Genomic DNA, 25876 nt, shown 5'->3' with positions numbered 1-25876 from the left:
TATGATTATGAAGATATTAAAGACCACCTTCGGGCCGCTGCTGTTATTGGCTGTGCTGTTTACATCCTGTAGTAAATGGCTGGATGTAAAGCCGGAAGACAGGATAACAGAGGAAGCGGTATTTGATTCGGAAAACAATGTATCCGATGCATTAACGGGCGTGTATGCGCAGATGACTACTTCTGCGCTGTACGGCAAAAATCTGACGATGACGGTGCTGGACTGTTTTGCACAAAACTACTGGTGTACCAACAGCAGCTATACCTGGTACCAGTATACCACCATAAATCAGTCGGATGCCGCGGTGGCCGGGGATTTACAGAATATCTGGAATGGTATGTACCTGGCGGTGGCCAACTTAAATAATTTTATAGAGAATATAGATCACGCACGTAACATAGCACCGGACAGGATTAAATTTTACAAGGGCCAGGCACTGGCACTGCGTGCCTTCCTGTATTTCGACTTACTGCGCATGTGGGGGCCACGCTATACTTCGGCGGATTCAGTTAAAGCTTCCATTCCGGTGTATGATAAAGTGAGTGTGAATGTGAGCGATTTCCTGCCGGCAACGATGGTGATGGATTCGATTTGCAGGGATATCAGCCAGGCAGAGCAGCTGTTGGAAACAGACCTGGTGACCACAGCAGGTTATAAAGGCTACAACAATTTACGTATGAACCTTTTTGCGGTGAAGGCCCTGAAAGCGCGGGTGTACCTCTATCGCAACAACAAGCCCGCAGCCTTTGCCGCAGCAAAGGAAGTGATCGCGGCTAATAATCCGAAACTCTTTCCCTGGGTAAATCCTGATAATATTAAACTGAACCAGGATAGTACGGATAAAGTATTTGCTACCGAAGTGTTGTTTGGAATTTATAACAAACAGTTGTATAGCTATCAGACGCAGTTGTATGATGAAAACCTCACGGATGCCCGCGTGCTGGCAGGAGGAAAGATAACGGCGCCGGCTACACAGAATTTTACAGATAAAGTATTCGAGGGTAAGCTGGAAGATTTCCGTTACAGTATCCTGTGGCGATTATCCTCGCCACTGGGTTACCGGAGCTTCAGGAAGTATGAGGATGTAAAGGTAGCCGGTTATACGATGCGTTACCTGCAACCGCTGATCAGGCTGAGTGAAGTGTATTACATCGCGGCGGAAGCTGATCCTGACCCGGCGGATGGACTGAACTACCTGAACACGGTGATTGCCGCCAGGGGGATTACCACTAAAATCACAGATCCTGCCAGGCTGGATGCGGAGATTCAGAAAGAATACCGCAAGGAGTTTATCGGTGAAGGGCAGTTATGGTTTTATTATAAGCGTAAAAATATAACGCTGGTACCTACTCCCAACACTACTAATGGTAACCTGGATATAGCATCGGGGCGCTTTGTATTTGCTTACCCGGATTCTGAAATCTCATCCAGATAATTAAAATTGATTGAGACATGAAACAAATCATCTTTATCATAACGATTGCCTGCCTGCTGGGAGCCTGCCGGCAACAGCCACTGGAGCTGTTTGACCAGGAAGCATCGCAGAGCAACATTTACCTGAAGCAATTCTTTGATGCCTCCCGTAAGTCGTCCAGTGCCGTTTTTCAAACGGATACGGCTACTTATTTCTGGGTGGGCATGGGCTTTTTCCCGGCGGAGGTGAAAGACAGTGTGGTATCGTTTGCCGTTCAAATTACCGGTAAGGCCGCTGATCATGACCGTGCTTACAGGCTTTTGACACTGGATTCCACCACTATGCAGGAGGGCCGCGATTATACAATTACCCGGGCCGTAATTGGTGCCGGTAAGTATATAGACAGCCTGCAGATTACAGTGCACCGTAATGAGTTCATGATAGCGAAGCCGCTGCGCCTGGACTTTCAGCTGGCCGGCGGCCCTGAGCTGTTTATCAATATGCCTTTTGCCAAAACTGCGTATACGTCTTACCGTGATTCCATCAATTTATTGAAGTATACCCTATATGCGGATAACAGTACCAGCAAACCGTATCTCTGGACAAATACGACCTATGCGGCAGGTACACTCAGCTTTTTTGGAGAATACAGTCCGGAGAAAGTGACGCTGATGATGAAAGCCATTGGTCTGAAAATGACCGACTTCACCATTATGCCAAAAGGAGGTTTTGACCGTAACAACTGGTTTGTATGGTCGCGCTATATGGTGTGGTGGTTTGCAAAGGAAGCCACCGAAGGCCGCACCTATACTACCTCTGACGGTAAGCCGATTACGATGGGACCGAGTGCGCAAGGATAATAACATCTCACGAAAAACAAAACAGTACTATGCGAATTCATTATATACTGATGGCTGCCTTCCTGTTCCTAATGAGCACAGGATGTTATAAGGATCTTGGTAATTACGATTATGTGGCCATTAATTCAGCAGAGATCAAAGGTATACCGGATACCGTAATGGTAAGAAACGGAGATACAGCCTCGGTGGTTCCGGAGATCATCTTTGCCAAAGGTGGTGGTGAAAGTGATTACTCCTACAAGTGGATTCTGATTGGCACTACCGGCGCCAGTTCTAATAAGATTTTGTCGGTGCAAAGAAACCTGAAAGTCACCATTCCTGCCTCATTAGGTGTTTACGATGCTTTTTACCAGGTAACGGAAAACGCCACGGGTATTATCTGGCAGAAGCGATTTAAGATATCCGTGGTAGGTGCAGTAAAGCCGCAGGGTTGGTTTGTATTGTCGGAAGTAAAAGGTGCGGCGCGACTGGACTACTACCAGGAAGACGTTGCCTCGTTGGGCACGTACCTGCAAACCTACCGGGATTTTAGCCAGCGCCTCAGTGATCCTGCGGATGCAACGCCGCTGGTGCTGAGCGGCAAGCCTACCTTCATGAGCATCTGGATTAATACCATCGCACCGGCCGAGGCGAGGGCAAAAACCTGGGTTTACGTGGGCACTACTGATAAGATTGAGAAGATCAACATTACGGATGGTTTTATCTGGAAAAAAGATAAGTACAATTTCCAGAAGGAAGCGATCAGCAAAATGTGCCAGCATCCGGAATGGGTGAAGGGACAATATATCGGCGCCGGATATGCTTACCAGGATAAGAAAATGTTTAAGTCCTACTATTCGGGCATCCAGGCATTTGATGTGCCGATTAACCAGATGAATGGGCAGGTATTTGACATTGCGCCATTATTTGCTACGATCTATAACTCGATCTTCATGCAGTGCCTGATGTTTGATATTACCAACAAGCGCTTACTGCTGCATGACGGCGAAAACTATAACTATGTGAAGCTGCTGGCGCCAGGTAATGGCTCTTTTGACCCCAGTAATGTAGGTATGGATGCCGTATGGCTGGGTTATACGCCGGTACAGGGCGGCCTTGGCTACGCCGTATTTGATAACGGCAAGGGAAAGCGTTACCTGGCGCGCCTCAGCTGGATATACACCGATGGCACTGCTACGCCGGTGTCGTTCGATGAAATCAGTCAGCTGCCGGATATTGGTAAGGCGACTATGTTTGCCACCGACGAGCGGTTTGGATATGTGTTTTATGCCGCAGGCAACAAAGTATATCGCTACAATGCGGATACCAAAGAGGTGCTCGTGTACAGGGAGTATCCTTCCAACTTCCAGATTACCATGTTGAAAGCCCGCAGTAACCCGCAACTATTGCGCTGGATTGATGTGGCGAAGCTCACTAACCCGGTGCAGCGGGAGCAGCTGGAGCCGGCTGTTATTGGTATCCAGGTAGGGGTGTATGATCCTTCCATGCCTGATATTTCCGGTAAGGTGGATATATTGAGAGTGACGACTGATCCGGTGCCGGCTACGGTGTATTATACACTGGGTGGGTTGGGTAAGGTGGTAGCAGCGGATTATTTATTTCAGTAGTAATCCTTATTTAAACGCGAAGGAGGAGGCCAATGGCCTCCTCCTTCGCGTTTAGCGTCATTCATCCCGTAGGGATAAATGGCGCTAAACAAACAGATAAGTTATTTCTTCTCTTCCACAAAACTAATAGCATAGCCACCACCCGGCGCTACGTAAGTAGCCAGCTTCGATTTACTTGTTACAGCTACTTTCTTAATCGTATATGCCTGTGGGTTAGTTTTATAATGTGCATCTTTTGCATCCGCATAAATGGTAGCTGTATATTTTTTGCCTGGCTCCAGGAAACTGAGGGAGATATTGGAGGTGCGGGCATTATCGCCTTGTACACTGCCGAGGAACCATTGACCGGTGCCTTTAGCTTTACGTGCTACCGTCACGTATTGACCGGGTTCTGCTTCCAGGTACTGGCTGTCGTCCCAATCCACCGCTACGTCTTTAATGAACTGGAAAGCGTCTTTAAAGCGCATGTAGTGTTCTGGCAGGTCGGCAGCCATTTGGAGGGGGCTGTACATGGTGAGATATAAAGCCAGCTGGTTAGCGAGCGTGCTGTTGACATGCGAATGGTTATCGGGATTGATTTTATCGATGTCCATTTCGAAGATGCCGGGCGTATAATCCATCGGGCCGCCAACGAGGCGGGTAAACGGCAGGATGGTGACGTGATTCGGCTTATTACCGCCAAACGCCTGGTACTCGGTACCTCTGGCAGCTTCGTTGCCGATCAGGTTGGGCCACGTACGTGCGATACCGGTAGGGCGTACGGCTTCGTGGGCGTTTACCATGATGCCATAGTCCGCCGCTTTTTCAATGGCGGTTTGATAATGGTTCAGGATCCACTGGCTGTAGTGGTGTTCACCGCGAGGGAGGATGTTACCTACGTATCCGCTTTTAACGGCGTTGTAGCCATTATCGCGCATGAATTTATAGGCCGTATCCATGTGGCGTTCGTAGTTGCGCACGGAGCCGGAGGTTTCGTGATGCATGATAATTTTTACACCTTTAGATGCGGCGTAGGCTTGCAGACCTTTTACATCAAAATCAGGGTATGGCGTTACAAAGTCGAACACATAATCTTTAGAGTTGCCGAACCAGTCTTCCCAGCCTACATTCCAGCCTTCTACCAGTACTGCATCGAAGCCGTTGTCGGCTGCAAAGTCGATATACTTTTTCACGTTAGCGGTGTTAGCACCGTGGGTGCCATTGGGCCTGGCATGTACAAAATCAGTGGTGCCCAGTTGAACAGTTGGGTATTGATTGGTATACGACCAGGTGGATTTTCCGGTAATCATTTCCCACCAAACACCTACATATTTCACTGGTTTGATCCAGTCGGTATTTTTGATTTTCGCAGGCTCGTTGAGGTTATAGGTCATTTTGCTGGCGAGGATGTCGCGGGCATCATCGCTCACGATGATGGTGCGCCAGGGGCTCTGGCAGGGCGCCTGCATATAACCTTTGTTACCTTGTGCGTCAGGGGTAAGCCACGACTGGAACACAAAGTTTTTATCATCCAGGTTGAGGTGCATGCAGGAGTAATTGATCAGTGCTGCTTCGTGCAGGTTGATGTAGATACCGTCTGCGGATTTCATCATCAGGGATGTTTGTACGCCGGTTGGGGAGAAGGTGGTTTGTGATACGTTAGGTGTTACGGCTTTGCTCATCAGCCCTCTGATTTCAGAGAGCCTGGAGGTGGTGTAGTCGTATTCCTGTGTGTCGTAGTCGCCCGGAATCCAGAAGGCTGTATGGTCGCCAGTCATGGCGAACTGCGAATGTTCTTCAGCAATCACGAAGTAGGTCAGGTTTTTCTGTGCCGGGAATTCGTAGCGGAAGGCCAGCCCGTCGTTAAAGAGGCGGAAGCGGATAATGATGTGGCGGTTGGTTTCCTGTTGGTTGAGGGTAATAGCCATTTCATTATACTGGTTACGGATGGTTTTTACCTCACCCCAAACCGGGTTCCAGCTCTCGTCCACCTTATTGTTGGTGGTGTTGGTAATGCTGAAGCCATGGAGCAGCGACTGCTTGTCGTTTTTCAATTCCAGGCCCAGTGTACTTTGTTTGATCACTGGTTTGCCTTTGTAGCTCAGCTGATAGGCAGGAGTGCCATCATTGAGTAAACTAAAGGCCATGGTAAATTGGTCATTCGGTGATTTTAATTCCTGCGCATAGGTGATACAGCAACATAGCAACCACGTGGAAATCAATAAAATGTACTTCTTCATATTGATACTTGGATATTTGTCTTTTTTGTGCTCAGTTTCCCAAACCTGAAAACTACTATAATTGATGGTGACCGCCATTTGTGTGTGTATAAGGAAGTGTGCTGTTTGTATAAGAAAAGATGTCGTTAGTACCAGGTAAAAATTGCCCGTAAAAGCAGCGGTTAAAAAAATACCGTAAACAGCGAAAGGAGTATTAGTGGTTGTTTTGGCTGTAAATCCTTTATGGTATTATATTACGGCCTAAAATTGCCAATTATTGCAATCGTTTGCAATTATCCTGATTTTTACTATTTTTAGTATACAAAATTTTGTTCCACTTTATGAGAATAGTGTGTGAGTCCCGTCACACAAATGCGCTGTTGTGTAAACCAAAATCTATCATTATTTAAAATCACCCAAATGATTCCCGTTCTTTACTCACGGTCATGCCGTAGTGCCCGCAAGTGGCTCTTATTACTCCTTTCTGTATTTGCCGCGTTACCATTGTCTGCGGCCACTATTAATGTGAGTTCCCTATCCGCCCTGCAAACTGCTATCAACAATGCTGTAGCGGGCGATGTAATTATCCTGGCCAATGGTGTGTACACTGCCAGCACCGACATCTCCATCAGCAAACAGGGTACTGCCTCACAGCCCATTACCATTCAGGCGCAAACAATTGGCGGAGTGGAAATCAATGGTACTGCAGGTATTAACATTGTGAGTCCTGCGAAGTATATCATCATCAAAGGATTCAAATTTAAATTCAGTGCTAGTCAGGCCACCATGGCTACCGGTACCAGTTTTTGCCGCTGGACGCGTAACCTTTTTGAAACACCGGGTGATGGGGAAAACCTGTTGCTCAACGGTAGTGATCACGAGGTGGACTACAACACTTTCCAGCATAAAGATGCGATGGGCCGTTTTATTGCAGTAAGAGGCAGCGGCAGTCAGATCGCGCAGCGCCTGCATATCCACCACAATTATTTTTACGATCAGCAGCCGCAAACCGCCAATGGCGCTGAAACATTACAGTTTGGGCTGAGCGGCTATAGCTTATCATCTTCCAATAGTATAGTAGAGTATAATGTGTTTGAGGCTTGTCAGGGAGAGAATGAAATGATCTCCATCAAGGCATCCGCAGTAACATTACGCTACAACACTATCAGGGATTGCGTTTCACAGTTTACCCTGCGACATGGAAATTTCTGTAACGTGTATGGCAACTATTTCCTGAACACGCAGGGCATCCGCATTTTTGGCGATGACCATAAAGTATACAGTAACCATTTCGAAAATTGCAGTCCGGGTATTAACATCGGTAATGGCGATGGGGAAGTGGCGGATGGAGCAGCGCTCACCAGTCACGACCGGCCGGATCGCTGTGTAATCGCATTTAACACGCTCGTTAATTGCCCTACCAACTACGTTCAGTCTGGCCGCACCGGTGGTTTAGGCGCCACTTACACCACGTTTGTAAATAATATTATCCAGGGTGGTGGTCCGGCGGCTTCTATCGCCGGCCCCTATACGAATGCCACCTGGGGCAGTAATATCCTGTATAATACCAGCGGTGCAGGCGCAGTGCCTTCCGGTACTTACACTACGGCAAATCCTTTGCTGGCGCGGGATGCTACAGGTACCTTCCATTTACAGAGCGGTAGCCCTGCCATCAATGCTGCTACTGGCAGCTATGGTACACTGAATACAGATATGGATGGCCAGTCGCGCAGTGGTACATTTGATATCGGTGCTGATGAGGTGTCCACCGCGGCAGTAACTGCCCGTATCCTGGACGGCACCATGGTGGGCGTAAACGGCTCCGACACGCCTGTAGGTACCTGCGTGCCTGCCAGCGCCAGTGCTGACGATGGCAATGTGCCAGCCAACGTATTGGACGGGGATACGCTCACCCGCTGGTCTGCCAGTGGCGACGGCCAATGGATACAGTTTTGCCTGAACAGTGTGGTATCTGTTTCCGCAGTGAAAATTGCTTTTTACAATGGCGATAGCAGAGTAAGCACTTTCGATATCCTCGCCAGCAACGACGGCAGCAGTTTTACTACGGTGGCTGCGGGCCTCACCAGCAGCGGTACTTCCAGAACGCTTGAAACGTTCACTTTTACACCGGTATCTGCAAAATATATACGCATTGTAGGCCATGGCAACAGCGTAAATGCCTGGAACAGCTTTACAGAAGTGCAGGTGGTTACCGGCTCCTCCTGCGTGCCGGTGATTGCCAGTGCGGATGATGGCAATGTGCCTGCCAACGTGCTGGACAATGATTTAAACACCCGCTGGTCCGCTAATGGCAACGGTCAGTGGATACAGCTCTGCCTCGGTACAACGCAAAGTGTGACCGGTGTTAAGATCGCCTTCTTCAGCGGTAATACCCGCACCAGCACTTTTGATGTGAAAGTGGGGAATGACACCAGCAGTCTTACTACGGCGGCCACCGGATTGGTGAGCAGCGGGACTACCACTGCACTGGAAACTTTCAACTTCACGGCGGTATCAGGCAAGTATGTACGTATCATCGGGCATGGCAACAGCAGTAATTTGTGGAACAGTTATGCGGAGGTGCAGGTGATTACAGCGGGGACGCTGGATGCTGTTTCAGGCGGTGCAGTGATGGCGGCCACACCAAAGCTGGCTGTTACCAGTACAGAGCAGCTGGACATCTATCCGAATCCTGCCGGCCTTCAGACCACCGTTTCGTTTACCCTCAAGCAGCCTGCCCGTGTGGCGCTGAACCTGTATGATGTAAGCGGAAGGTTTATCCGCAATATTGTTGGCGGGAAGCTGCCGGCAGGAAAGCATACCTTCGCGGTTCCGTTATCGAATGTAAGCAGTGGCAATTACCTGCTGATTCTTAACAACGAAGGTAAGTTGAGCACTGGTCGTATCAGCAGGCAGTAAAAAGTAAAGTGGAACAAAATTTTGTTGCTGGGGATTATAGTGCTTCCAATGGTTTTTTCAAATAATTATTGAGATTTGGTAACCATTTTATTTTGCGAAGTAGTGACTGGCAGGCGTCTGCGCAAGTAAATCTCCACAATTATCTCCGCTAAAATTTATTCTCTACAAGATATAATTGTGGAATAGGTTTTAGCGGAGATTGTGTTTTGATAGACGCCTGCGAGGCGTCTCTACACCGCTGGTTAGCGCATTCCTGCTCACCAGGAATAATAAATTGAAATATTCCCTGTTTCCATGTCTGATAGTCCATTTACCACTGGTGTGGTGGTTTTCTGGGAGATGGAAAAGCCCCATCGCTTTATGCTGGCAGCAAGGGAGAAATCGAGCCGGGGTAGCACCTTATGTTGAGCATATGGCCTTTCGTGCTCGGATTGTGCAGCGGGGTAGGGCAGGCTGCTAAAGTATCCCCCGCTCACGAGGCTGTTGTGAAAGTTGGCGGATAAGCTGGGGCGGATTGTACCATATAGCTGCCATCGTTCCCGGTTGCTGTATTGCTGGATGTAGCCGTTATAGTAGGGCGTCATGCGGCCGATGCGGATATTGGAATAGATTGCCATGCCGTTTACCATGGTGCCAAGGAAACCCTGGGCGCCAGCACTTACCTGGAAATGTTCTCCTACGGTCACCAGTTCTTTTTCCACGATCATGTTCAGGTTTAGCAGGAGGTCGGTTTTGAGTTGTTTAGGCCAGCCCTGGGGTTTGCGGTAGTTCATGATGCTGTGAATGAGGCGCTGCGTGGATTCAGCCAGGGCGGGTGGTCCCATTACTCCAAGGAGTAGTTCTGTCTGTATGTTGTATTTTTTTTCAGGATTAGAGGAGTGCTGGGTATGGGTAACGAATAAGCCACCGGAATAGTAGAAGTCAGCAGGATCCGGGTCCGGTGTCATCAGCCTGGACGGGGTGAACATCGTTTGCATAAATCCGTATCCGTAAGTGTTCACGCTGGCTTTACCAGCCTTGGGCATCCAGCAGTCCATGATGGAACGCGACCGTTTTTCCGGCTGATAAAAGAGGTCGAACCGGGTGCCGTTGGTATATGCCTCGTCGTTGTCAAAACTGGTGAAGTTGATGAAGTCATTGTCTTCATACAACCTGAACATACTGGTATAATCCTTTTTTTCCTGTGCCTGTGCTGCAGTGGTGATCAGCAGTAGCAGGCACAAACGCATTAGTGTCTTCATTCCTGGCGCTCGTTTCTTAAGTACAACCTGAAATTAAGGCAAAGGTTCGAGATATGATAGGGGGAGAGGGGGAAATTAGTGGCTTGGTTATCATGTGGGGGGCTTTTCCTGCCGACCTTGTTTCAGGGCCTGCGGCCCTGAAACAAGGTCGGATTAATGTGGCGCAGATGTCGCCACATTAATCCGACGGTACTGCACCTGCATCTCTCGCCATGCATGTTTTTGCACGCCGGGAATCAGCTTACGAGATATTCGTCTGCTGAGGTCTCCCATCCTGATATTTCGTACCGGGGTTGGTCCGCCTGCGGCGGACCAACCCCGGTCCTGGGGGAGGACCTTCGGTCCTCCCCCAGGACCGGAACCGGTAATTTTACGAACGGTAAAATATTTTCCAATTAATAATTGTTAATGTGACAATTAATTTGTTTTTTTGGGCACAAGACGGTCCACGTCGTCAATGAAAACATGTAATACCTCGTTATGAAAAAATTTCATTTCTTCCGCCTGGGAATAATGGGTTTGCTACTCTCGTGGCAGGCCACCAGCGCGCAAAACAAAGCCTCCTTTATTACTGATTCCACCGGCCCGGTGATCAACAGGGACATTTACGGACATTTTGCGGAACACCTTGGCAACTGCATCTATGGCGGTTTCTTTGTGGGTGATACCTCGCATATTCCCAACAGCAGCGGGGTACGTAAAGATGTAATCGCAGCACTGAAAAATTTAAATATACCCAACCTGCGCTGGCCAGGTGGTTGCTTTGCCGATACTTACCACTGGAAAGATGGGATTGGTCCAAAGGCAAAAAGGCCTACTATCGTAAACACCTGGTGGGGCAACGTAACGGAAGATAACAGCTTCGGTACACACGATTTCCTGAATATGTGCGAAGCCCTGGGCGCAGAACCTTATCTGTCCGGCAATGTGGGCAGTGGTACGGTGCAGGAGCTCAGTGACTGGGTGCAGTATACCAACTTCAAAGGCAAAAGCCCTATGTCGGATCTACGGGCGGAGAATGGTCGCGCTACCCCATGGCAGGTAAAATACTGGGGCATTGGTAACGAAGCATGGGGCTGCGGTGGTAATATGCGCGCCGAATATTACGCGGATGAATTCCGTAAATATGCCACTTTCATGAGCAGCAGCGGTGGTAGACTTTTCCGCATCGCCTCCGGTGCCAACTCCTCCGATTACAACTGGACAGATGTACTGATGCGTAACATCCCTAAAAACCTGATCGAAGGGATTGCACTCCACCACTACGCGGTGATCCGCTGGGAAGGTAAAGGTCCTGCCGTGAAATTTAATGAAGAACAATACTTTGCTACCATGCGTTCCGCCCTGTTTATGGATACGCTGGTAACCCGCCACAGTGCCATTATGGATAAATATGATCCTCAGAAGAAAATAGCGCTGGTGGTAGATGAGTGGGGTGGCTGGTACGATGTGGAAGAAGGTACCAACCCGGGTTTCCTCTTCCAGCAAAACACCATGCGTGATGCTGTGCTGGCAGGTTCTACACTTAATATCTTCAACAATCACGCCGACAGGGTACGCATGGCTAACCTGGCACAGGCGATCAACGTTTTACAGTCTGTTATTTTTACTAAGGGAGATACTATGGTCCTGACGCCTACCTATCACGTAATGGAAATGTACAAAGTGCACCAGGATGCCACCCTGATTCCTATGAGGATCAACACGAACGACTATACGTATGGTAATGAAAAATTGCCGGCTGTATCGGTTTCCGCTTCCAAAGATAAAAGTGGTGTCACTCATATTACCCTGGTAAATATCGACGCCAACAAAGCGCAGGACATCACGGTGGATACCAAAAATACAGGTTATAAAAACGTAAGCGGCCGTATACTCACTTCTGCCAAACTGCAGGATTATAACAGTTTCTCCCGCCCCGACCGTATTAAGCCTGCTGCCTTTACCGGTGCCGCGCTGAAAAATGGTGCGCTCGCGGTAAAGCTGCCGCCGTTTTCAGTGGTGATGCTGACGCTGCAATAATTTTTTCAGCAATATCCGTTGCCTTCGGCAACGGATATTGCTGAAATCCCGCAGCACCGCAGGTGCTGCGGGATTTCAGCATAAAACTTAACATACCCATTTTTATAATTGTCATACAAACAATTAATATGAGCAGCAAATATGTGATAGGAGTTGACTACGGCACGGACTCAGTACGCACCATCGTGGTAGACGCCGGCAACGGCAACGAGGTAGCGGCCGCCGTAGTACACTATCCCCGCTGGAAACAAGGCCTCTACTGCAACGCCGCAGAGAGTCGCTTCCGCCAGCACCCTCTTGACTATATCGAAGGCCTGGAAACAGGCATCCGCAAAGTACTGGCGCAGGCAGGCCCCGAGGTAGCCGCCGCCGTGGTAGCCATTTCGGTGGATACCACCGGCTCCACACCGGTAGCTGTAGACGCCACCGGCACGCCACTGGCATTGCTTCCGGCGTTTCAGGATAATCCCAACGCCATGTTCGTGTTGTGGAAAGATCATACGGCCATCGGCGAGGCCGCAGAAATCAATACCACCGCCGCCACCTTCCCGGGTAACTACCTGCGGTTTGTAGGTGGTATCTATTCCTCCGAATGGTTCTGGGCTAAACTGCTGCATATCCTCAGAGTGGATGAAAAAGTGCGGGAAGCCACCCACAGCTGGGTAGAGCACTGCGACTGGATTCCGTTCCTCCTCACCGGCGGTTCAAAAGCTGCTGACCTCAAAAGAGGCATCTGCAGTGCAGGCCACAAAGCACTCTATGCCGCCGAATTCGGAGGACTGCCGCCGGAAGAATTCTTTACCGCTATAGACCCACTGCTGGCAGGATTCCGTGCCCGCCTGTTCGATAAAGCTTACACCAGCAGCGAAGCCGCCGGGAAGTTGTCGCCCGAATGGGCCGAACGTTTGGGATTACGTACCTCCGTTACCGTGGGTATTGGCGCCTTTGACGCCCACATGGGCGCGGTAGGTGGCCAGATAGCACCTTATCATCTCTCCAAAGTAATGGGTACCTCTACCTGCGACATGCTGGTAGCCCCTATGGAAGAGGTGAACGATACGCTCGTAAAAGGGATATGCGGACAAGTACCCGGCTCCGTTATCCCCGGTATGATGGGGATGGAAGCGGGACAATCGGCCTTTGGCGATTGCTACGCCTGGCTGAGCAATGTATTGGCCTGGCCATTACAGCACCTCCTGCCGGCTACGCCCGAAGCCGCCCAACTCAAACAAGAAATCCTGGATAAGATGATCCCTGAACTCTCCCGGCAGGCAGCATTGCTACCGGTAGACGAATCCAGTGAACTGGCGGTAGACTGGCTCAACGGTCGACGTACGCCTGACGCCAACCAGGAGCTCAAAGGCAGCATCACCGGCCTGCAACTGGCCACCGATGCACCGCGGCTCTTCCGCGCCATCGCGGAAGCTACCTGCTTTGGCGCCAAAGCCATCGTAGAGCGCTTCGAAAGAGAAGGTGTGCCGGTAAAAGGATTGATAGGCATCGGCGGGGTAGCTAAAAAATCTGCCTTCATCATGCAGATGATGGCGGACGTAATGAACATGCCTATCCGCATTCACCGCTCCGAACAAACCTGCGCCCTCGGCGCCGCCATGTTTGCCGCCACCGCCGCCGGCGTGTACAGCAAGGTGGAAGATGCTATGCAGGCCATGGGACAGGGCTTCGAAAAAGAATATCATCCCGATGCCACACGGGTAAGCATATACGCAAAAAGATACCAGCGCTACAAAGCGCTGGGCGAATTCACGACTACACTTACTAAAACCAAAGCACATGCAGCCCTATCAGACATTGCGTGAGGAAGCATATGCTGCCAACATGCAGCTGCCTGCGTTAGGCCTGGTGATATTCACCTTCGGCAACGTGAGCGCGGCCGATCGCAGCAAAGGCATCTTCGCCATCAAACCCAGCGGTGTTCCGTACGAGGAGTTGTCGCCCGAAAAAATGGTGATTGTTGACTTCGACGGAAAAACCGTAGACGGCCAGCTGCGGCCTTCTTCCGATACCCTCACCCACGCCGTACTATACAAACACTGGGAAGGTATTAGCGGGATCGTACATACGCACTCCACCTTCGCCACCGCGTGGGCTCAGAGTCAGCGCGACATACCGCTGTACGGCACCACCCACGCCGATCACAACACGGTGGATATCCCCTGCGCGGCACCCATGTCCGATGAAATGATTGCGGGCGATTATGAATACCAGACCGGCTTTCAGATCATGGATGCACTCACCCAACGCGGCCTTACCTACCATGATATAGAAATGATTCTCGTAGGTAACCACGCTCCTTTTACCTGGGGAAAAACCGCTGCCAAAGCGGTGTACAACAGCGCTGTGCTGGAATCCATCGCGCAAATGGCACAACTCACTGAAAGCATCAATCACAACGCACCGCGACTGAAAGATGCCCTTATTCGTAAACACTTTGAACGTAAGCACGGACCCAACTCCTACTACGGTCAATAAATTCATACGTTATGATCAACCTGAAAACACTCGAACTCTGGTTCATTACAGGCAGCCAGCACCTCTACGGAGAAGAAACATTAAAGCAGGTAGCTGCCCACAGCCAGGAAATTGCCGCTTCATTAAGTAACGATAAACGTATGCCCGTTACCGTGGTATACAAACCGGTGGTAACCACCCCCGAAGAAATCTATAACGTATGCATGGAAGCCAGTGTAAGTAAAAACTGTATCGGGGTAATTACCTGGATGCATACCTTTTCACCGGCTAAAATGTGGATCCGCGGCCTCAAAGCCTTATCCAAGCCCATCTGTCACCTGCATACCCAATACAACCGCGATATTCCATGGCAGTTTATTGACATGGACTTCATGAACCTGAACCAGAGTGCTCATGGTGACCGTGAATTTGGTTTTATGATGAGTCGCATGCGCATGAACCGCAAGGTGATCACCGGCCACTGGCAGGATGCAGATGTACTCGAAGAACTGGGTGCATGGGCACGTGTGGCCGCCGGCTGGAACGACTGGCAGGGCGCCCGCTATGTGCGCTTCGGTGATAACATGCGCTTTGTAGCTGTAACAGATGGGGATAAAGTAGAAGCAGAATCACAATTCGGTTTCTCCTGTAACACCCATGGCATTGGTGACCTGGTACAGGTGATCAATCAAATCGGCGATGGCGAGGTGGATAACCTCGTGAAAGAATACGCCGACGCCTACACGATTTCCGGTAACCTGCTGATGGACCCGGCACTGCGCGATGCTGCCAGAATCGAGCTGGGCATGAAAGCATTCCTGGAAGCAGGTAACTACAAAGGCTTCTCTGATACCTTCGAAGACCTGCATGGTATGATCCAATTACCGGGTATTGCAGTACAGCGCCTCATGCAGGCGGGCTACGGCTTTGCCGGTGAGGGCGACTGGAAAACCGCTGCACTGGTGCGTGCCATGAAAGTAATGGGCCACGGCCTCCCTGGTGGTAACTCCTTCATGGAGGATTATACCTACCACTTTGAGCCGGGCAATGAAATGGTGCTGGGTGCGCACATGCTGGAAATCTGCTCCTCCATTGCTGCCGGTAAACCTTCCTGTGAGAAGCATCCGCTGGGCATCGGTGGTAAAGCTGATCCGGTACGCCTCGTGTTCAACGTAGCTCCCGGTGAAGCACTTAATGCCTCCCTGGTTGATATGGGTAACCGCTTCCGCCTAGTGGTAAACGAAGTACAGGCCGTAGCTCCTCCAAGGGAACTGCCACAGCTGCCGGTAGCACGCGTACTCTGGAAGCCTTATCCGGACATGAAAACGGCCTGCACCTCCTGGATACTTGCCGGTGGGGCACACCACACCTGCTATAGCCAGAACGTGACCTCGTCGCAGCTGCAGGACTTTGCCGGTATCGCCGGTATTGAAATGCTGCTGATAGATCAGGATACACAGCTGCGCCAGTTTGAGAATGAGATTCGTTGGAATGATGCGAGCTTCCGGTAATCTCCATCCTGTTATACGAAGAGGGAGGACCGGCGGTCCTCCCTCTTCGGTTTTAACCTGCGCCAAAGGCGCGGGTTAAAACCGGACCTGACAACAAACTTTTATCATCTTCCCGTGAAGCAATCACTTATCTTTGCTGCACGGGAAGATGATCCCTTTTTAATTCAGTTATGAAAAAGTACTCGCAACAAACCAGGATGCTCCTGGCAGTGGACTGTATTATATTCGGATTTGACGGGCAGGATATCAAGCTGTTACTTATCCAGCGTGGATTTCAGCCAAGGAAGGGAGAGTGGAGCCTGGTAGGAGGGTTCGTACAACCCGACGAGAGCGCTGATGCTGCCGCAGCAAGGATTCTCAAAAAGCTTTCCGGCCTCGATGGCATTTACATGGAGCAGCTGCATACCTTCAGCAACCCCGACAGAGACACGGTAGAACGCACGGTGTCAGTTGCCTACACTGCCCTGATCGATTTGCAGAAGTTTAAGCAGCACCTGCATGAAGACTTCCACGCCGTCTGGTTTCCTATCAATCAACATCCGGAACTGATCTTTGACCACCAGCTGATGGTCAATAAAGCGAAAGAGCAACTGCGTTATAAAGCAGCACTGCACCCGTTATTGCTGGAGCTGATGCCTGCGAAATTTACCATTCCGCAGCTACAGCAGTTGTATGAGTCGGTATATAATTCGGAATTTGATAAAGGGAATTTCTCCCGCAAGATATTGTCCACCAAATTGCTGGTAAAGCTGGCGGACAAAGACAAGTTAAACTCCAAGAAAGGAGCCTTTTATTACCGGATCGACCGGAAGCGTTACGACGCCAATAAGCAGGCCTTTTTGAACTTTGTACCTGATCCTAAAATTTAGGATCAGGTTTTATTTATTCCGCCATGGAGGGCAGGCCACCGGCGTAATATTTCAACTCTATAATACCGTTTGGAATCATCTTCGAATTCCAGGAATGGTGAATGGCCAAAGCGGCGCCCATAGCGGTTGCCTGAGCCATGGAAGCGGCAAATACTTCTATACCGTTAAACAGCATCGCCAGCATGTTCATGTAAATCTGGTTCTTGCTGAATCCTCCGTCCACAAAGATTCTTTTCACATCACCGTTGTTCATCACCAGTTTGGTGGCATGGTACTGTTGTGTAGCCAGGTCAAAAAGCAACTGGTGGTAAGCGGTGGTATCATCCGGGAAGATGCGGAGGTCGCGGTCCGCAAAGTTGCCCGCAGGTAACAGAGAAATGGCCGGCTGGTAGTCCATATGCCGGTATTTCATGGCTGCCTGCCCAAAATGTGCAGCAATGCGTTTCAGCTGCTGTTCGTGCTCATATCCTGCAAACAGCCGGGATGCCTTTACCGGGTTGCCCTGGTAGGTCATGTAGCAGAGGCAGTCCTGGCGGAGCTCTTCAGCTGTGAGTGGACTATTGTTAAACGGATTCAGGCTGATACACCAGGTACCGGTGCTCAGTAATATAAACGGTTCGTGGAAGCAGACCAGGTACGGAATCAGGGCCGCAGAGCTATCATGCAGGCCGGTACCAATCTGGTAGCCTCCCCCGGGAAAGAGTGGGGGCAGCACCTGGGTGGCCGGCATAACCGGTGCCAGCTTTTCGTATATCCCTTCCTGGTGTACCCACTGGTGGTATTTATTCTCTCCAAAATTCCAGAGGTTGGTATGACAGCCGATGCTGGTAAGGTCAGTGGCTGCCTGGCCGGTGAGCAGGTAGCTCATATACTGTGGCAGGTGCAGTGCATATCGGGTGGAGCGGAACACATCAGGGCGTTCATGCTTGAGCCGGTATAACTGCATCCCTGAATTGAGGCTGCCGAGTACGGGCGAGGCCGTTTGCACCGAGAAAATATCTTCTCCCCCATAATTATCATAAAACTGCTGCTGCAAAGCGGCAGGGTAAGGTTTCAGGTAATTATAAAGGGGGGTAAGCGGATTGCCATCTTCATTTACATACACAAAACTAGCCCCGTAGGTGGAGAAGTTGATGGCTTTGATCTCTACATCTTTCTTTTTGAAAACTTCACGAAGGGAATCAAACACAGACAGGCGAAGACTTTCGAGGTTTTCGCACGGATCTCCGTCTTCATCTGTTGTTTCATTGAATCGGGCTGTTCTTTCAAAAATAAGCTGGTACTGTTCATCAAAGAGGAACAGTTTCTTGTTGGTTTTACCAACATCGAATACGACTATAACGGGAATCTTTTTCATGCCTGAAGGATTTTGGGGCCAACGCATGAATGGCTGAACTTGAGTATTGGGTTTCTTTATAATCCGGTTGCGATGCTCACGGCGCCTCTTTCTTTGACAAGATTTTTTCTTATCTCAGCAGCACGGAATACAGCAAGTGGCTGTAAAGCGCCACCATCCAGCAGGCGGGCTTCCGCTACCAGCGGACGTACATCTGTACGGTAGGCCTGTTGCAGGATTTCCTGAGCACGGGCCACATCGTTTTGCAGCTGCGCCTCTGTGAGTGCCTTACGATCTACCAGCAGGGCCTGCGCATAAGCGATCATGATCGCTTCTACGGACTGCAGGAGGTCTTCCAGCGGGTCTTTCACGTTATGGGAGGCGTCGATCATCCAGCCCAGGTCAGTGGCATGTTCCATGCCTCTGGCGTCCATACCTTCGATGAGTTCATTGAAGATAAGGAATAACTGGTAAGGTTTGATCGCACCTACGGTGAGGTCATCATCGCCATACTTGGAGTCGTTGAAGTGGAAGCCACCGAGTTTACCTTCCATGAGCAGCAGCGACACAATTTGTTCGATGTTTACATTCGGGTGGTGGTGGCCAAGGTCAACCAGGGTATATGCCTGTGGTCCCAGCTTGCTGGCGTACAGGTAGCTCTGGCCCCAGTCGCCTACCGTTGTAGAGTAGAAGTTAGGCTCAAATGCTTTGTATTCCACAAACATTTTCCAGTTTTCCGGCAATGCCCTGTAAATTTCCTGTAAGCCGGAGAGGGTGTTCTGGAAGGCTTTCCGGAAGTTGAGCTGACCAGGGAAGCAGGACCCATCTGACAGCCACACGGTGAGGGAGGTGGAACCGAGTTCGATACCGTAATTGATTACTTCGATATTATGGTCGATCGCCTGTTTGCGGGTAGCCGCATCTACGTGTTGCAGGGACCCGAATTTATAGCTCAGTGCCTGGCCTGGCTGGTCCTGGAAAGTATTGGAGTTCATCGCATCAAATACAATCCCTTTCTGGGCAGCTAATGCCTTAATATGGGATGGATTGGAGGGGATGTCCCAGGGAATATGCAGGGAAATAGCGCCACTCGATCTGTTGAGTGCGTGGAGCATACCGATGTCTGAAATTTTTTCTTCCAGGTTGCGTGGTTCACCACCACCGGGGAAGCGGCCGAAGCGGGTACCACCGGTGCCGAGTGCCCAGCTGGGGATGGCTATCTGGAAAGCGCGAAGCTTGTCTATAATAGCAGCAGCGTTAGGCACGGTAGAGGCGATATAATCAAAAGCCTTACCATGCGCGGCCAACAGTGGTTCGTTATACGCTTCAATCTGGTATTTCTCAATATCCATAACGTGTAGTGTTTTTAGGCCAGAAAAAATACTTCTTTTAACGGAAAACTCACAGGAGAATTATCCTCGTTGGTTTCCATAATGTCTTTCATGTAGGCCCACCAGCGCTTCATCACCGGGTGATCCGGCAGATTTTCCAGCGCTTTTGGGTCTTCGATGTCCATTTGGGCGAACAGGTAATTCGTATCATGATCAAGGAAAATGGAATAATTGCTTATTCCATTTTCCTTCAACAGGGCGTGCAGTTCCGGCCACAGTTCATCGTGGCGTTTTTTATATTCCTCTTCAAAGCCTTTGAAGAGTTTCATTTTAGATGCTACCCTGGGCATACTACGGGATTTAGATGATTATCTTACGAAAGCCATGGCCACACCGCCGTCTACGTTCAGTACGTTTCCGGTGGCTTTGTTGAGCAGGCCGCCAACGAAGGCGAAGCATGCGTTGGCGATATCTTCGGGCAGGATGATTTCGTTGAGTAATGTTCTGCTGGCGTAGAATGCTGGCAGGTCTTCCACTTTCACACCGTAGGCTTTTGCACGGCCTTGTGCCCATGCGCCTTCCCATATTTTACTATCGGAGATAACGGCGTCAGGGTTTACTACGTTAACGCGTATACGGTCGGCGCCCAGTTCAGCGGCATTGAGGCGGCTCAGGTGCAGCTGTGCGGATTTCGCAGAACCGTAGGCAGCGTTGTTAGGGCCGGATACCAGTGCATTTTTAGATACAATGTTGAGTACATCGCCACCCACACCCTGTTTGCGCATGATGTTTACACCGGCTTGCGTAACGAGGAACTGGCCTTTTACCAGTACATCATAGAGCAGATCCCAGTCGGCTTCTGTGTGCTCGTCCAGCGGTTTGGATATGGAGAGGCCGGCGCAGTTCACCACGATGTCCACACCACCGAAGGTGAGTGCTGCGTGCTGGAAAATAGCCACTACGCTGTCTTTCGCGGTAACATCAATCAGGTGTGCGGTGAAACCGTCTTTACCGTATTGCTTTTCGAATGCGGCGTTGGCTACTTCGAGGCGGTTAGCGTCGTTATCACAGATCACCACTACGGCGCCTTCATTGGCAAATTTCTGTGCGATGGCTTTACCGATACCGCCGGCGCTGCCGGTAACGAGGGCAATGCGGCCGGAGAGTGGTTTAGGCTTAGGCATACGTTGCAGCTTCGCTTCTTCGAGCAGCCAGTATTCGATGTCGAATGCTTCCTGGCGGGGCAGGGAAGTATAGGACGAAATGGCTTCAGCGCCGCGCATAACGTTGATGGCGTTGATATAGAATTCAGCAGCTACGCGGGCAGTTTGTTTATCTTTTGCGAAGGTAAACATACCTACACCTGGCCAGAGGATCACTACCGGGTTAGGGTCGCGCATGGCGGGGCTGTTAGCGTGCCTGCAGGTTTCGTAGTAGTCGGCATACATTTTACGGTACGCTTCAAACTGCGGTGCCAGTTTTTCTTTTATTTCTTTTGTATTGGAGAGATCTGTGTCGGCAGCTATTTCCAATACCAGCGGACTGATTTTGGTACGGAGGAAGTGGTCCGGGCAGCTGGTTCCCAGCGGTGCGAGGCGTTCCAGGTCGTTGGAGTTGGTGAATTCCAGTACGCGTTTATCATCGGTAAAGTGGCCGATCATTTTAGTGTAGCTGGAGCAGAATCCGCGCAGTACCGGAGCCAGGGTGGCGGCTTGTTGGGACCTGTCGGCCGCTGGCAGCGGAGCTGATTTTTGTCCGCCGAATACCGGGCGTTTTACGCCTTCGTTTTCAGCGATGAAGGCGGCGCAGCGTTCGATTACTTCGAGGGTGTTGATATAGCTTTCGTAAGCGGTATCACCCCAGGTGAAGAGGCCGTGTGAGCCGAGCATGATACCACGGATGCCTGGATTTTCGGCGAGGCATTGGGCGAGTTTCAGTCCCAGATCGAAGCCGGGGCGTTGCCATTCTACCCATCCGATGGTGCCGTTAAACAGTTCCTGGGTGATGCGTTTACCATCTTTTGCAGCAGCAATGGCGATGGCAGCATCCGGGTGCAGGTGGTCGATATGTTTGAAAGGCAGGAAAGCATGCAGGGTGGTATCTATGGAAGGTGCTTTTGACTGGAGGTCGTAGATGCAGTAGTTCTGCAGTTCTACCATCTCATCTTCCATGTGTTTGCCCTTATAGTTATTTTTCAGCTGATGCAGTTTTTCCACGTACAGTGCTGCCAGGCCGCTTTTTTTGAGCGTACCCAGGTCACCGCCGGAGCCTTTCACCCACATTACTTCCGTTTCTGCCCCGCTCAATGGATCGGTGGCTGTTACTTTGCAGGAGGTGTTGCCGCCGCCGTAGTTGGTCAGGCGCAGGTCGGCGCCGAGCAGGTTAGAGCGGTAGATGAGGAGGGCAACTTCGTCACCCGCCATGGATGCGGCTTTTTCAGCATCCCACAAATAACTTACATGTTTGAATTGGGTGATAGTGCCATTGTTGATTGACATAATTGCTGTTATTTTTTCGCTTGATCTTATTTATCCAGTGAATTACCGTAGCCAACCAGCATTACGGAAATGATGATGGTGGTAATACCAATAAGGATGGTGGTTAAAGTTTTTTTGCTGACGCCTTTCCATTCTTTCAGTGCAAAGCCCCAGAGGCTGGAAATCAGGATGATAAAGGCCATGTGAAGTATCCATGAGCTGGGCGCATTTTCCAGTTTGCTTTCGCCCATACCATAGAAGAAGAACTGTAAAAACCAGGTGGTACCGGCAATGGCTGCAAACACGTAGTTGTTCACCAGCGGCGTGTTGCGGTTGGTATAATCACCAAAGGTTTTGTTACGGGTATTAAGGATCATGCACCAGATGAAGTTGGTCGTAAGTCCGCCCAACATGATGATGACAAAAATTACGTTGTTACGGAACAGCGGGTTAGCCTGGTTTTCCACTGCGGCGCGGCCCATCGGCTCACCGGCAGCAATCGCAAAACTCATACAGGCGCTGAGGATACCGGAAATAATTGCTACGGTCAGTCCTTTCTTTAAATCGAACTCCTTAATATGTTCCTTCTTTTTTTCTTCCGGCAGGTCATCTTCCTTAAACATACCAGCACGGCCGCAAATGGCAATACCTAACAGGCAAACAACCACCCCGAGCAGGATGAAATGGCCACTGGGCTGTTGCACCATGCGGGAAAAGTTATCCTCGCTGCCACCCGTAAACTCCCGGTAGATAGGCGGAATCAGGGCGCCGAATGCAGAGCAGAAGCCCAAAGCTACCGCCATACCCAGGCTCATTCCCAGGTAACGCATGCTCAGCCCAAAGGTCAGCCCGCCAATACCCCACAGTACACCCAGCGTGTATGTCCAGAACAGGGTGCTGAAATCAGTATTTCCAATGATGTCCATAAAGCCGGGGATCGTAAGCCAGGCTGCGATAAGTGGAACAATCAACCAGGAGAAAATACCTCCTGTAATCCAATAACTTTCCCAGCTCCAGCCTCTTACTTTTTTATAAGGAATATAAAAGCTGCCGCTGGCGAAGCCGCCGATAAAGTGGAACAGAATACCTAGAATTGCTTGCATGGTGGAATTTTAAGGCTAAAGTTGTTTTTGGTTTGATATTTAAAGTTATATAATGGGGGATGTCTAACTGTCATGTACTGTCATGCTTATGATACAGACTTTCAGTAATTTTACTAACTTGTTGCTGAAACGATAAATTCCACAGCGATTTGATCAAACAACATCCGCTATTTAAGTATATATATATTGATGATTTCTCGGTTACACCGAAGTACTTTCAGCTGGCCAACTCTATCATCAAATCCATTGCAGACGGCAAACTGCAACAGGACGATATCATGCCCTCCATCAACGAAGTAAGCTGTGTATTCGACATTTCCCGGGATACGGCCGAAAAAGCCTATAAGTACCTCAAAGGACTGGGGATATTAGGCTCCGTACCTGGTAAAGGATATTTCATTAAACATACCAACCTTGGCAAGCAGTTTAAAATACTGCTACTGTTCAATAAATTAAGCGAGCATAAAAAAATTATATACGACAGCTTCGCCGATAAGCTCGGGGAGCAGGCCAGTATCGATTTCTATATATACAACAGCGATTTCGGGCTGTTCCGTAAGCTGCTCTCCCAAAACCTGGACGCCTATACGCATGTGGTGATACTGCCGCATTTCCGGGAGCGCTGGGATAACGTAGACGAGGTCGTGAACAGCATTCCAAAGGAAAAACTGATTCTCCTCGATAAAAAATTAAAAGGGGTAACCGGTGACTATGGGGCAGTGTATGAAAATTTTCAGGAAGATATTATTTCCGTGCTGGAACAGGCCAAAGACCGGCTGCAAAAGTACCAGACAATAAAAATCATCTTCCCGGATCACAGCTACTACCCGGAAGAAATCCAGCAGGGCTTCCTGCAGTTCTGCCAGAACTATGCCTTCCAGTATGAAATCGTAAAAGATATTGATAAAGAAACCATTAACCGGGGAGATGTATATATCAACATGCGGGAAAGTGATCTCGTAACGCTGATAGAAAAAATTATCTCGCTGGACCTGGTCATCGGCAAGGATGTAGGCATTATCTCTTACAACGAAACACCGCTGAAAAAACTGATCCTGAACGGACTCACCACTATATCTACCGACTTTAAATATATGGGCGAAACAGCTGCACAGCTGATTCTTGAAAATACTACCGCACAAATAGAAGTTCCTTTTTATTTAACAATGCGACAATCTCTTTAAATGTTATTACATGCGACGCTCTTGCTGGCGGGACTTATCCCTCCGTCAGACACGACGAAATTTTATTTCGGTGGTGAAAATGTACGTGGCTGCAAACAGGTAACTGCCAATACCGTTTATACCGACAGCTTAGGATTTGGATTCGAAGGATCAGCCGTCCGGGACATACGCCCGAAAGGCCGCAGCCTTGTCATAGGTGAATCTCCTTACTTCTTTTCAGTAAAAGTGCCGGAAGGTAATTACGATGTTACAGTAGGCCTGGTAGGGCAGCGTGCCCCTTCACATGTGGCCATCCGTGCAGAAAACCGCCGTAATATGACGGATAAAATCGATGTCCGCCCCGAAGGATTAACCTCCGTACAATTCACGGTACATGTGCGTGATACCTTCATCCGTAATGCGGCTAATGCGGTAGTGGACCGTGTGCGTATTAAGCCACGTGAACGCAATTATGCCCAGTGGGATAACCGGCTTACCCTTGAATTTGCAGGCGATACGCCCGCCATCAGGACGGTTACCATAAAACCCAATGCTACTGCCGTCACTGTTTTCCTGGCGGGCAACTCCACCGTGGTAGACCAGGACAAAGAACCATGGGCCTCCTGGGGACAAATGATCCCTGCGTTTTTCCAACCTGGTAAAGTGGCAGTTGCCAACTATGCGGAAAGCGGTGAATCCCTCAGCTCCTGGATTCATGCCAAACGATTTGAGAAAGTACTCAGTTTAATGAAGCCCGGTGATTACCTGCTGGTAGAATTCGGGCACAACGACCAGAAACAGAAAGGGGAGGGCATAGGCGCCTTTACATCTTACAGTAAAGACCTGAGGTATGTAATAGATGAGGTGAGAAAGAAAAACGGAATTCCTGTGCTGGTGACTTCTGTACAGAGAAGAAGTTTTGACAGTACCGGCCATATCCAGCATACCCTGGGCGATTATCCTGCTGCCGTACGCGCGGTGGCAAAAGAAAAAGGAACGGCACTGATTGACCTGAACAAGGTTACAAAGGTAATGTATGAAGCATGGGGAGAAGAAAAGTCAATCAAGGCATTTGTGCACTATCCTGCCAACACCTTTCCGGGGCAAACCACGGAGCTAAGAGATAATACTCATTTTAACAATTTTGGCGCCTGGGAGGTAGCCAAATGTGTAGTAAAAGAAATCCAGGAAAATAATATTCCGCTTGTAAAACTATTAAGAAAAAATCTCCCTGCTTTTGATCCTGCACATCCTGATTCTCCTGAAATGCTGTACTGGCCAATGAGCCGACTGAGAGCATCTGCCAAACCTGACGGAAATTAATTTTTTTTCTACATTAATTTAACAATCAGTAAG

At 49.6% G+C, this 25876-nt stretch carries 18 protein-coding genes; 11 read left to right on the top strand and 7 right to left on the bottom strand.

Annotation, left to right across the window (positions count from 1 at the left end; genetic code table 11):
• The first annotated feature begins 7 nt into the window (after positions 1-7).
• From BUB18_RS07185 to BUB18_RS07175, 3 genes are read left to right on the top strand one after another with little or no spacing between them, the layout of a single operon-like run.
• Positions 8-1435, top strand: a complete 1428-nt coding sequence (locus tag BUB18_RS07185) for a RagB/SusD family nutrient uptake outer membrane protein (protein ID WP_073079398.1) — start codon at positions 8-10, stop codon at positions 1433-1435.
• A 17-nt stretch (positions 1436-1452) separates the two neighbouring features.
• Positions 1453-2274: a DUF4843 domain-containing protein gene (locus BUB18_RS07180; protein WP_073079396.1), complete on the top strand. Its 822-nt coding sequence runs from the start codon at positions 1453-1455 to the stop codon at positions 2272-2274.
• A 29-nt stretch (positions 2275-2303) separates the two neighbouring features.
• A complete protein-coding gene (locus BUB18_RS07175) occupies positions 2304-3881 on the top strand; it encodes a PKD-like family lipoprotein (protein WP_083549482.1) in 1578 nt (525 codons plus the stop codon).
• Positions 3882-3982: 101 nt separating this feature from the next.
• Here the strand turns inward: BUB18_RS07175 and BUB18_RS07170 are convergent, their stop codons facing one another.
• Complete coding sequence (locus tag BUB18_RS07170; protein WP_073079589.1) at positions 3983-6100, bottom strand: glycoside hydrolase family 97 protein; 2118 nt, start codon at positions 6098-6100, stop codon at positions 3983-3985.
• A 399-nt stretch (positions 6101-6499) separates the two neighbouring features.
• On the opposite strand from BUB18_RS07170, the gene BUB18_RS29915 reads away from it, so the two are divergent.
• A complete protein-coding gene (locus BUB18_RS29915) occupies positions 6500-8998 on the top strand; it encodes a discoidin domain-containing protein (protein ID WP_073079393.1) in 2499 nt (832 codons plus the stop codon).
• A 257-nt stretch (positions 8999-9255) separates the two neighbouring features.
• Here BUB18_RS29915 and BUB18_RS07160 read toward each other — a convergent pair whose 3' ends face one another.
• On the bottom strand, positions 9256-10239 hold the full coding sequence (locus BUB18_RS07160) for a lipid A-modifier LpxR family protein (RefSeq protein WP_083549480.1): 984 nt from the start codon (positions 10237-10239) through the stop codon (positions 9256-9258).
• Positions 10240-10719: 480 nt separating this feature from the next.
• Between BUB18_RS07160 and BUB18_RS07155 the strand changes: the two genes are divergently transcribed.
• The 5 genes from BUB18_RS07155 to BUB18_RS07135 all read left to right on the top strand — a co-directional run bounded on the left by BUB18_RS07155 (position 10720) and on the right by BUB18_RS07135 (position 17110).
• Positions 10720-12261: an alpha-N-arabinofuranosidase gene (locus BUB18_RS07155; RefSeq protein WP_073079390.1), complete on the top strand. Its 1542-nt coding sequence runs from the start codon at positions 10720-10722 to the stop codon at positions 12259-12261.
• A gap of 128 nt (positions 12262-12389) precedes the next feature.
• Positions 12390-14078: a ribulokinase gene (locus BUB18_RS07150; protein WP_073079388.1), complete on the top strand. Its 1689-nt coding sequence runs from the start codon at positions 12390-12392 to the stop codon at positions 14076-14078.
• Complete coding sequence (locus BUB18_RS07145; RefSeq protein WP_073079387.1) at positions 14053-14751, top strand: L-ribulose-5-phosphate 4-epimerase; 699 nt, start codon at positions 14053-14055, stop codon at positions 14749-14751. The genes BUB18_RS07150 and BUB18_RS07145 overlap by 26 nt, the downstream gene beginning before the upstream one ends.
• A gap of 11 nt (positions 14752-14762) precedes the next feature.
• Entirely contained in the window at positions 14763-16241 is a 1479-nt protein-coding gene (gene araA, locus BUB18_RS07140; protein WP_073079385.1) for an L-arabinose isomerase, read from the top strand.
• A gap of 170 nt (positions 16242-16411) precedes the next feature.
• A complete protein-coding gene (locus BUB18_RS07135; RefSeq protein WP_073079383.1) occupies positions 16412-17110 on the top strand; it encodes an NUDIX hydrolase in 699 nt (232 codons plus the stop codon).
• A 13-nt stretch (positions 17111-17123) separates the two neighbouring features.
• Here the strand turns inward: BUB18_RS07135 and BUB18_RS07130 are convergent, their stop codons facing one another.
• Genes BUB18_RS07130 through rhaT form a run of 5 tightly spaced genes read right to left on the bottom strand, consistent with a single transcriptional unit; the run spans position 17124 to position 23357 of the window.
• Positions 17124-18467 (bottom strand): FGGY-family carbohydrate kinase, encoded by a 1344-nt coding sequence (locus BUB18_RS07130; protein WP_073079381.1) that lies wholly within the window; start codon positions 18465-18467, stop codon positions 17124-17126.
• A 56-nt stretch (positions 18468-18523) separates the two neighbouring features.
• Entirely contained in the window at positions 18524-19798 is a 1275-nt protein-coding gene (locus tag BUB18_RS07125; protein WP_073079379.1) for a sugar isomerase, read from the bottom strand.
• A gap of 14 nt (positions 19799-19812) precedes the next feature.
• Positions 19813-20127, bottom strand: coding sequence for an L-rhamnose mutarotase (rhaM, locus tag BUB18_RS07120; RefSeq protein WP_073079378.1), 315 nt, complete (start codon positions 20125-20127; stop codon positions 19813-19815).
• Between the two features lie 18 nt (positions 20128-20145).
• Entirely contained in the window at positions 20146-22275 is a 2130-nt protein-coding gene (locus BUB18_RS07115; RefSeq protein ID WP_073079376.1) for a bifunctional aldolase/short-chain dehydrogenase, read from the bottom strand.
• 26 nt (positions 22276-22301) lie between these two features.
• Positions 22302-23357, bottom strand: a complete 1056-nt coding sequence (gene rhaT / locus BUB18_RS07110; protein WP_073079374.1) for an L-rhamnose/proton symporter RhaT — start codon at positions 23355-23357, stop codon at positions 22302-22304.
• Between the two features lie 149 nt (positions 23358-23506).
• Here rhaT and BUB18_RS07105 point away from each other — a divergent pair, with 149 nt between their 5' ends.
• Positions 23507-24541, top strand: a complete 1035-nt coding sequence (locus BUB18_RS07105; protein WP_245805623.1) for a GntR family transcriptional regulator — start codon at positions 23507-23509, stop codon at positions 24539-24541.
• Complete coding sequence (locus BUB18_RS07100; protein WP_073079373.1) at positions 24542-25843, top strand: rhamnogalacturonan acetylesterase; 1302 nt, start codon at positions 24542-24544, stop codon at positions 25841-25843.
• Positions 25844-25876: the final 33 nt, after the last annotated feature.

The organism is Chitinophaga jiangningensis (assembly GCF_900142605.1).
GTDB lineage: Bacteria > Bacteroidota > Bacteroidia > Chitinophagales > Chitinophagaceae > Chitinophaga > Chitinophaga jiangningensis.
Note: the sequence above shows the minus strand (reverse complement) of the source record. Positions and strands in the feature narration are given on the sequence as shown.

Excerpts from the sequence above, each read along its gene's own strand:
- BUB18_RS07185 (WP_073079398.1), top strand. The coding sequence starts at position 8 with ATGAAGATATTAAAGACCACCTTCGGGCCGCTGCTGTTATTGGCTGTG.
- BUB18_RS07180 (WP_073079396.1), top strand. The coding sequence starts at position 1,453 with ATGAAACAAATCATCTTTATCATAACGATTGCCTGCCTGCTGGGAGCC.
- BUB18_RS07175 (WP_083549482.1), top strand. The coding sequence starts at position 2,304 with ATGCGAATTCATTATATACTGATGGCTGCCTTCCTGTTCCTAATGAGC.
- BUB18_RS07170 (WP_073079589.1), bottom strand. The coding sequence starts at position 6,100 with ATGAAGAAGTACATTTTATTGATTTCCACGTGGTTGCTATGTTGCTGT.
- BUB18_RS29915 (WP_073079393.1), top strand. The coding sequence starts at position 6,500 with ATGATTCCCGTTCTTTACTCACGGTCATGCCGTAGTGCCCGCAAGTGG.
- BUB18_RS07160 (WP_083549480.1), bottom strand. The coding sequence starts at position 10,239 with ATGAAGACACTAATGCGTTTGTGCCTGCTACTGCTGATCACCACTGCA.
- BUB18_RS07155 (WP_073079390.1), top strand. The coding sequence starts at position 10,720 with ATGAAAAAATTTCATTTCTTCCGCCTGGGAATAATGGGTTTGCTACTC.
- BUB18_RS07150 (WP_073079388.1), top strand. The coding sequence starts at position 12,390 with ATGAGCAGCAAATATGTGATAGGAGTTGACTACGGCACGGACTCAGTA.
- BUB18_RS07145 (WP_073079387.1), top strand. The coding sequence starts at position 14,053 with ATGCAGCCCTATCAGACATTGCGTGAGGAAGCATATGCTGCCAACATG.
- araA (WP_073079385.1), top strand. The coding sequence starts at position 14,763 with ATGATCAACCTGAAAACACTCGAACTCTGGTTCATTACAGGCAGCCAG.
- BUB18_RS07135 (WP_073079383.1), top strand. The coding sequence starts at position 16,412 with ATGAAAAAGTACTCGCAACAAACCAGGATGCTCCTGGCAGTGGACTGT.
- BUB18_RS07130 (WP_073079381.1), bottom strand. The coding sequence starts at position 18,467 with ATGAAAAAGATTCCCGTTATAGTCGTATTCGATGTTGGTAAAACCAAC.
- BUB18_RS07125 (WP_073079379.1), bottom strand. The coding sequence starts at position 19,798 with ATGGATATTGAGAAATACCAGATTGAAGCGTATAACGAACCACTGTTG.
- rhaM (WP_073079378.1), bottom strand. The coding sequence starts at position 20,127 with ATGCCCAGGGTAGCATCTAAAATGAAACTCTTCAAAGGCTTTGAAGAG.
- BUB18_RS07115 (WP_073079376.1), bottom strand. The coding sequence starts at position 22,275 with ATGTCAATCAACAATGGCACTATCACCCAATTCAAACATGTAAGTTAT.
- rhaT (WP_073079374.1), bottom strand. The coding sequence starts at position 23,357 with ATGCAAGCAATTCTAGGTATTCTGTTCCACTTTATCGGCGGCTTCGCC.
- BUB18_RS07100 (WP_073079373.1), top strand. The coding sequence starts at position 24,542 with ATGTTATTACATGCGACGCTCTTGCTGGCGGGACTTATCCCTCCGTCA.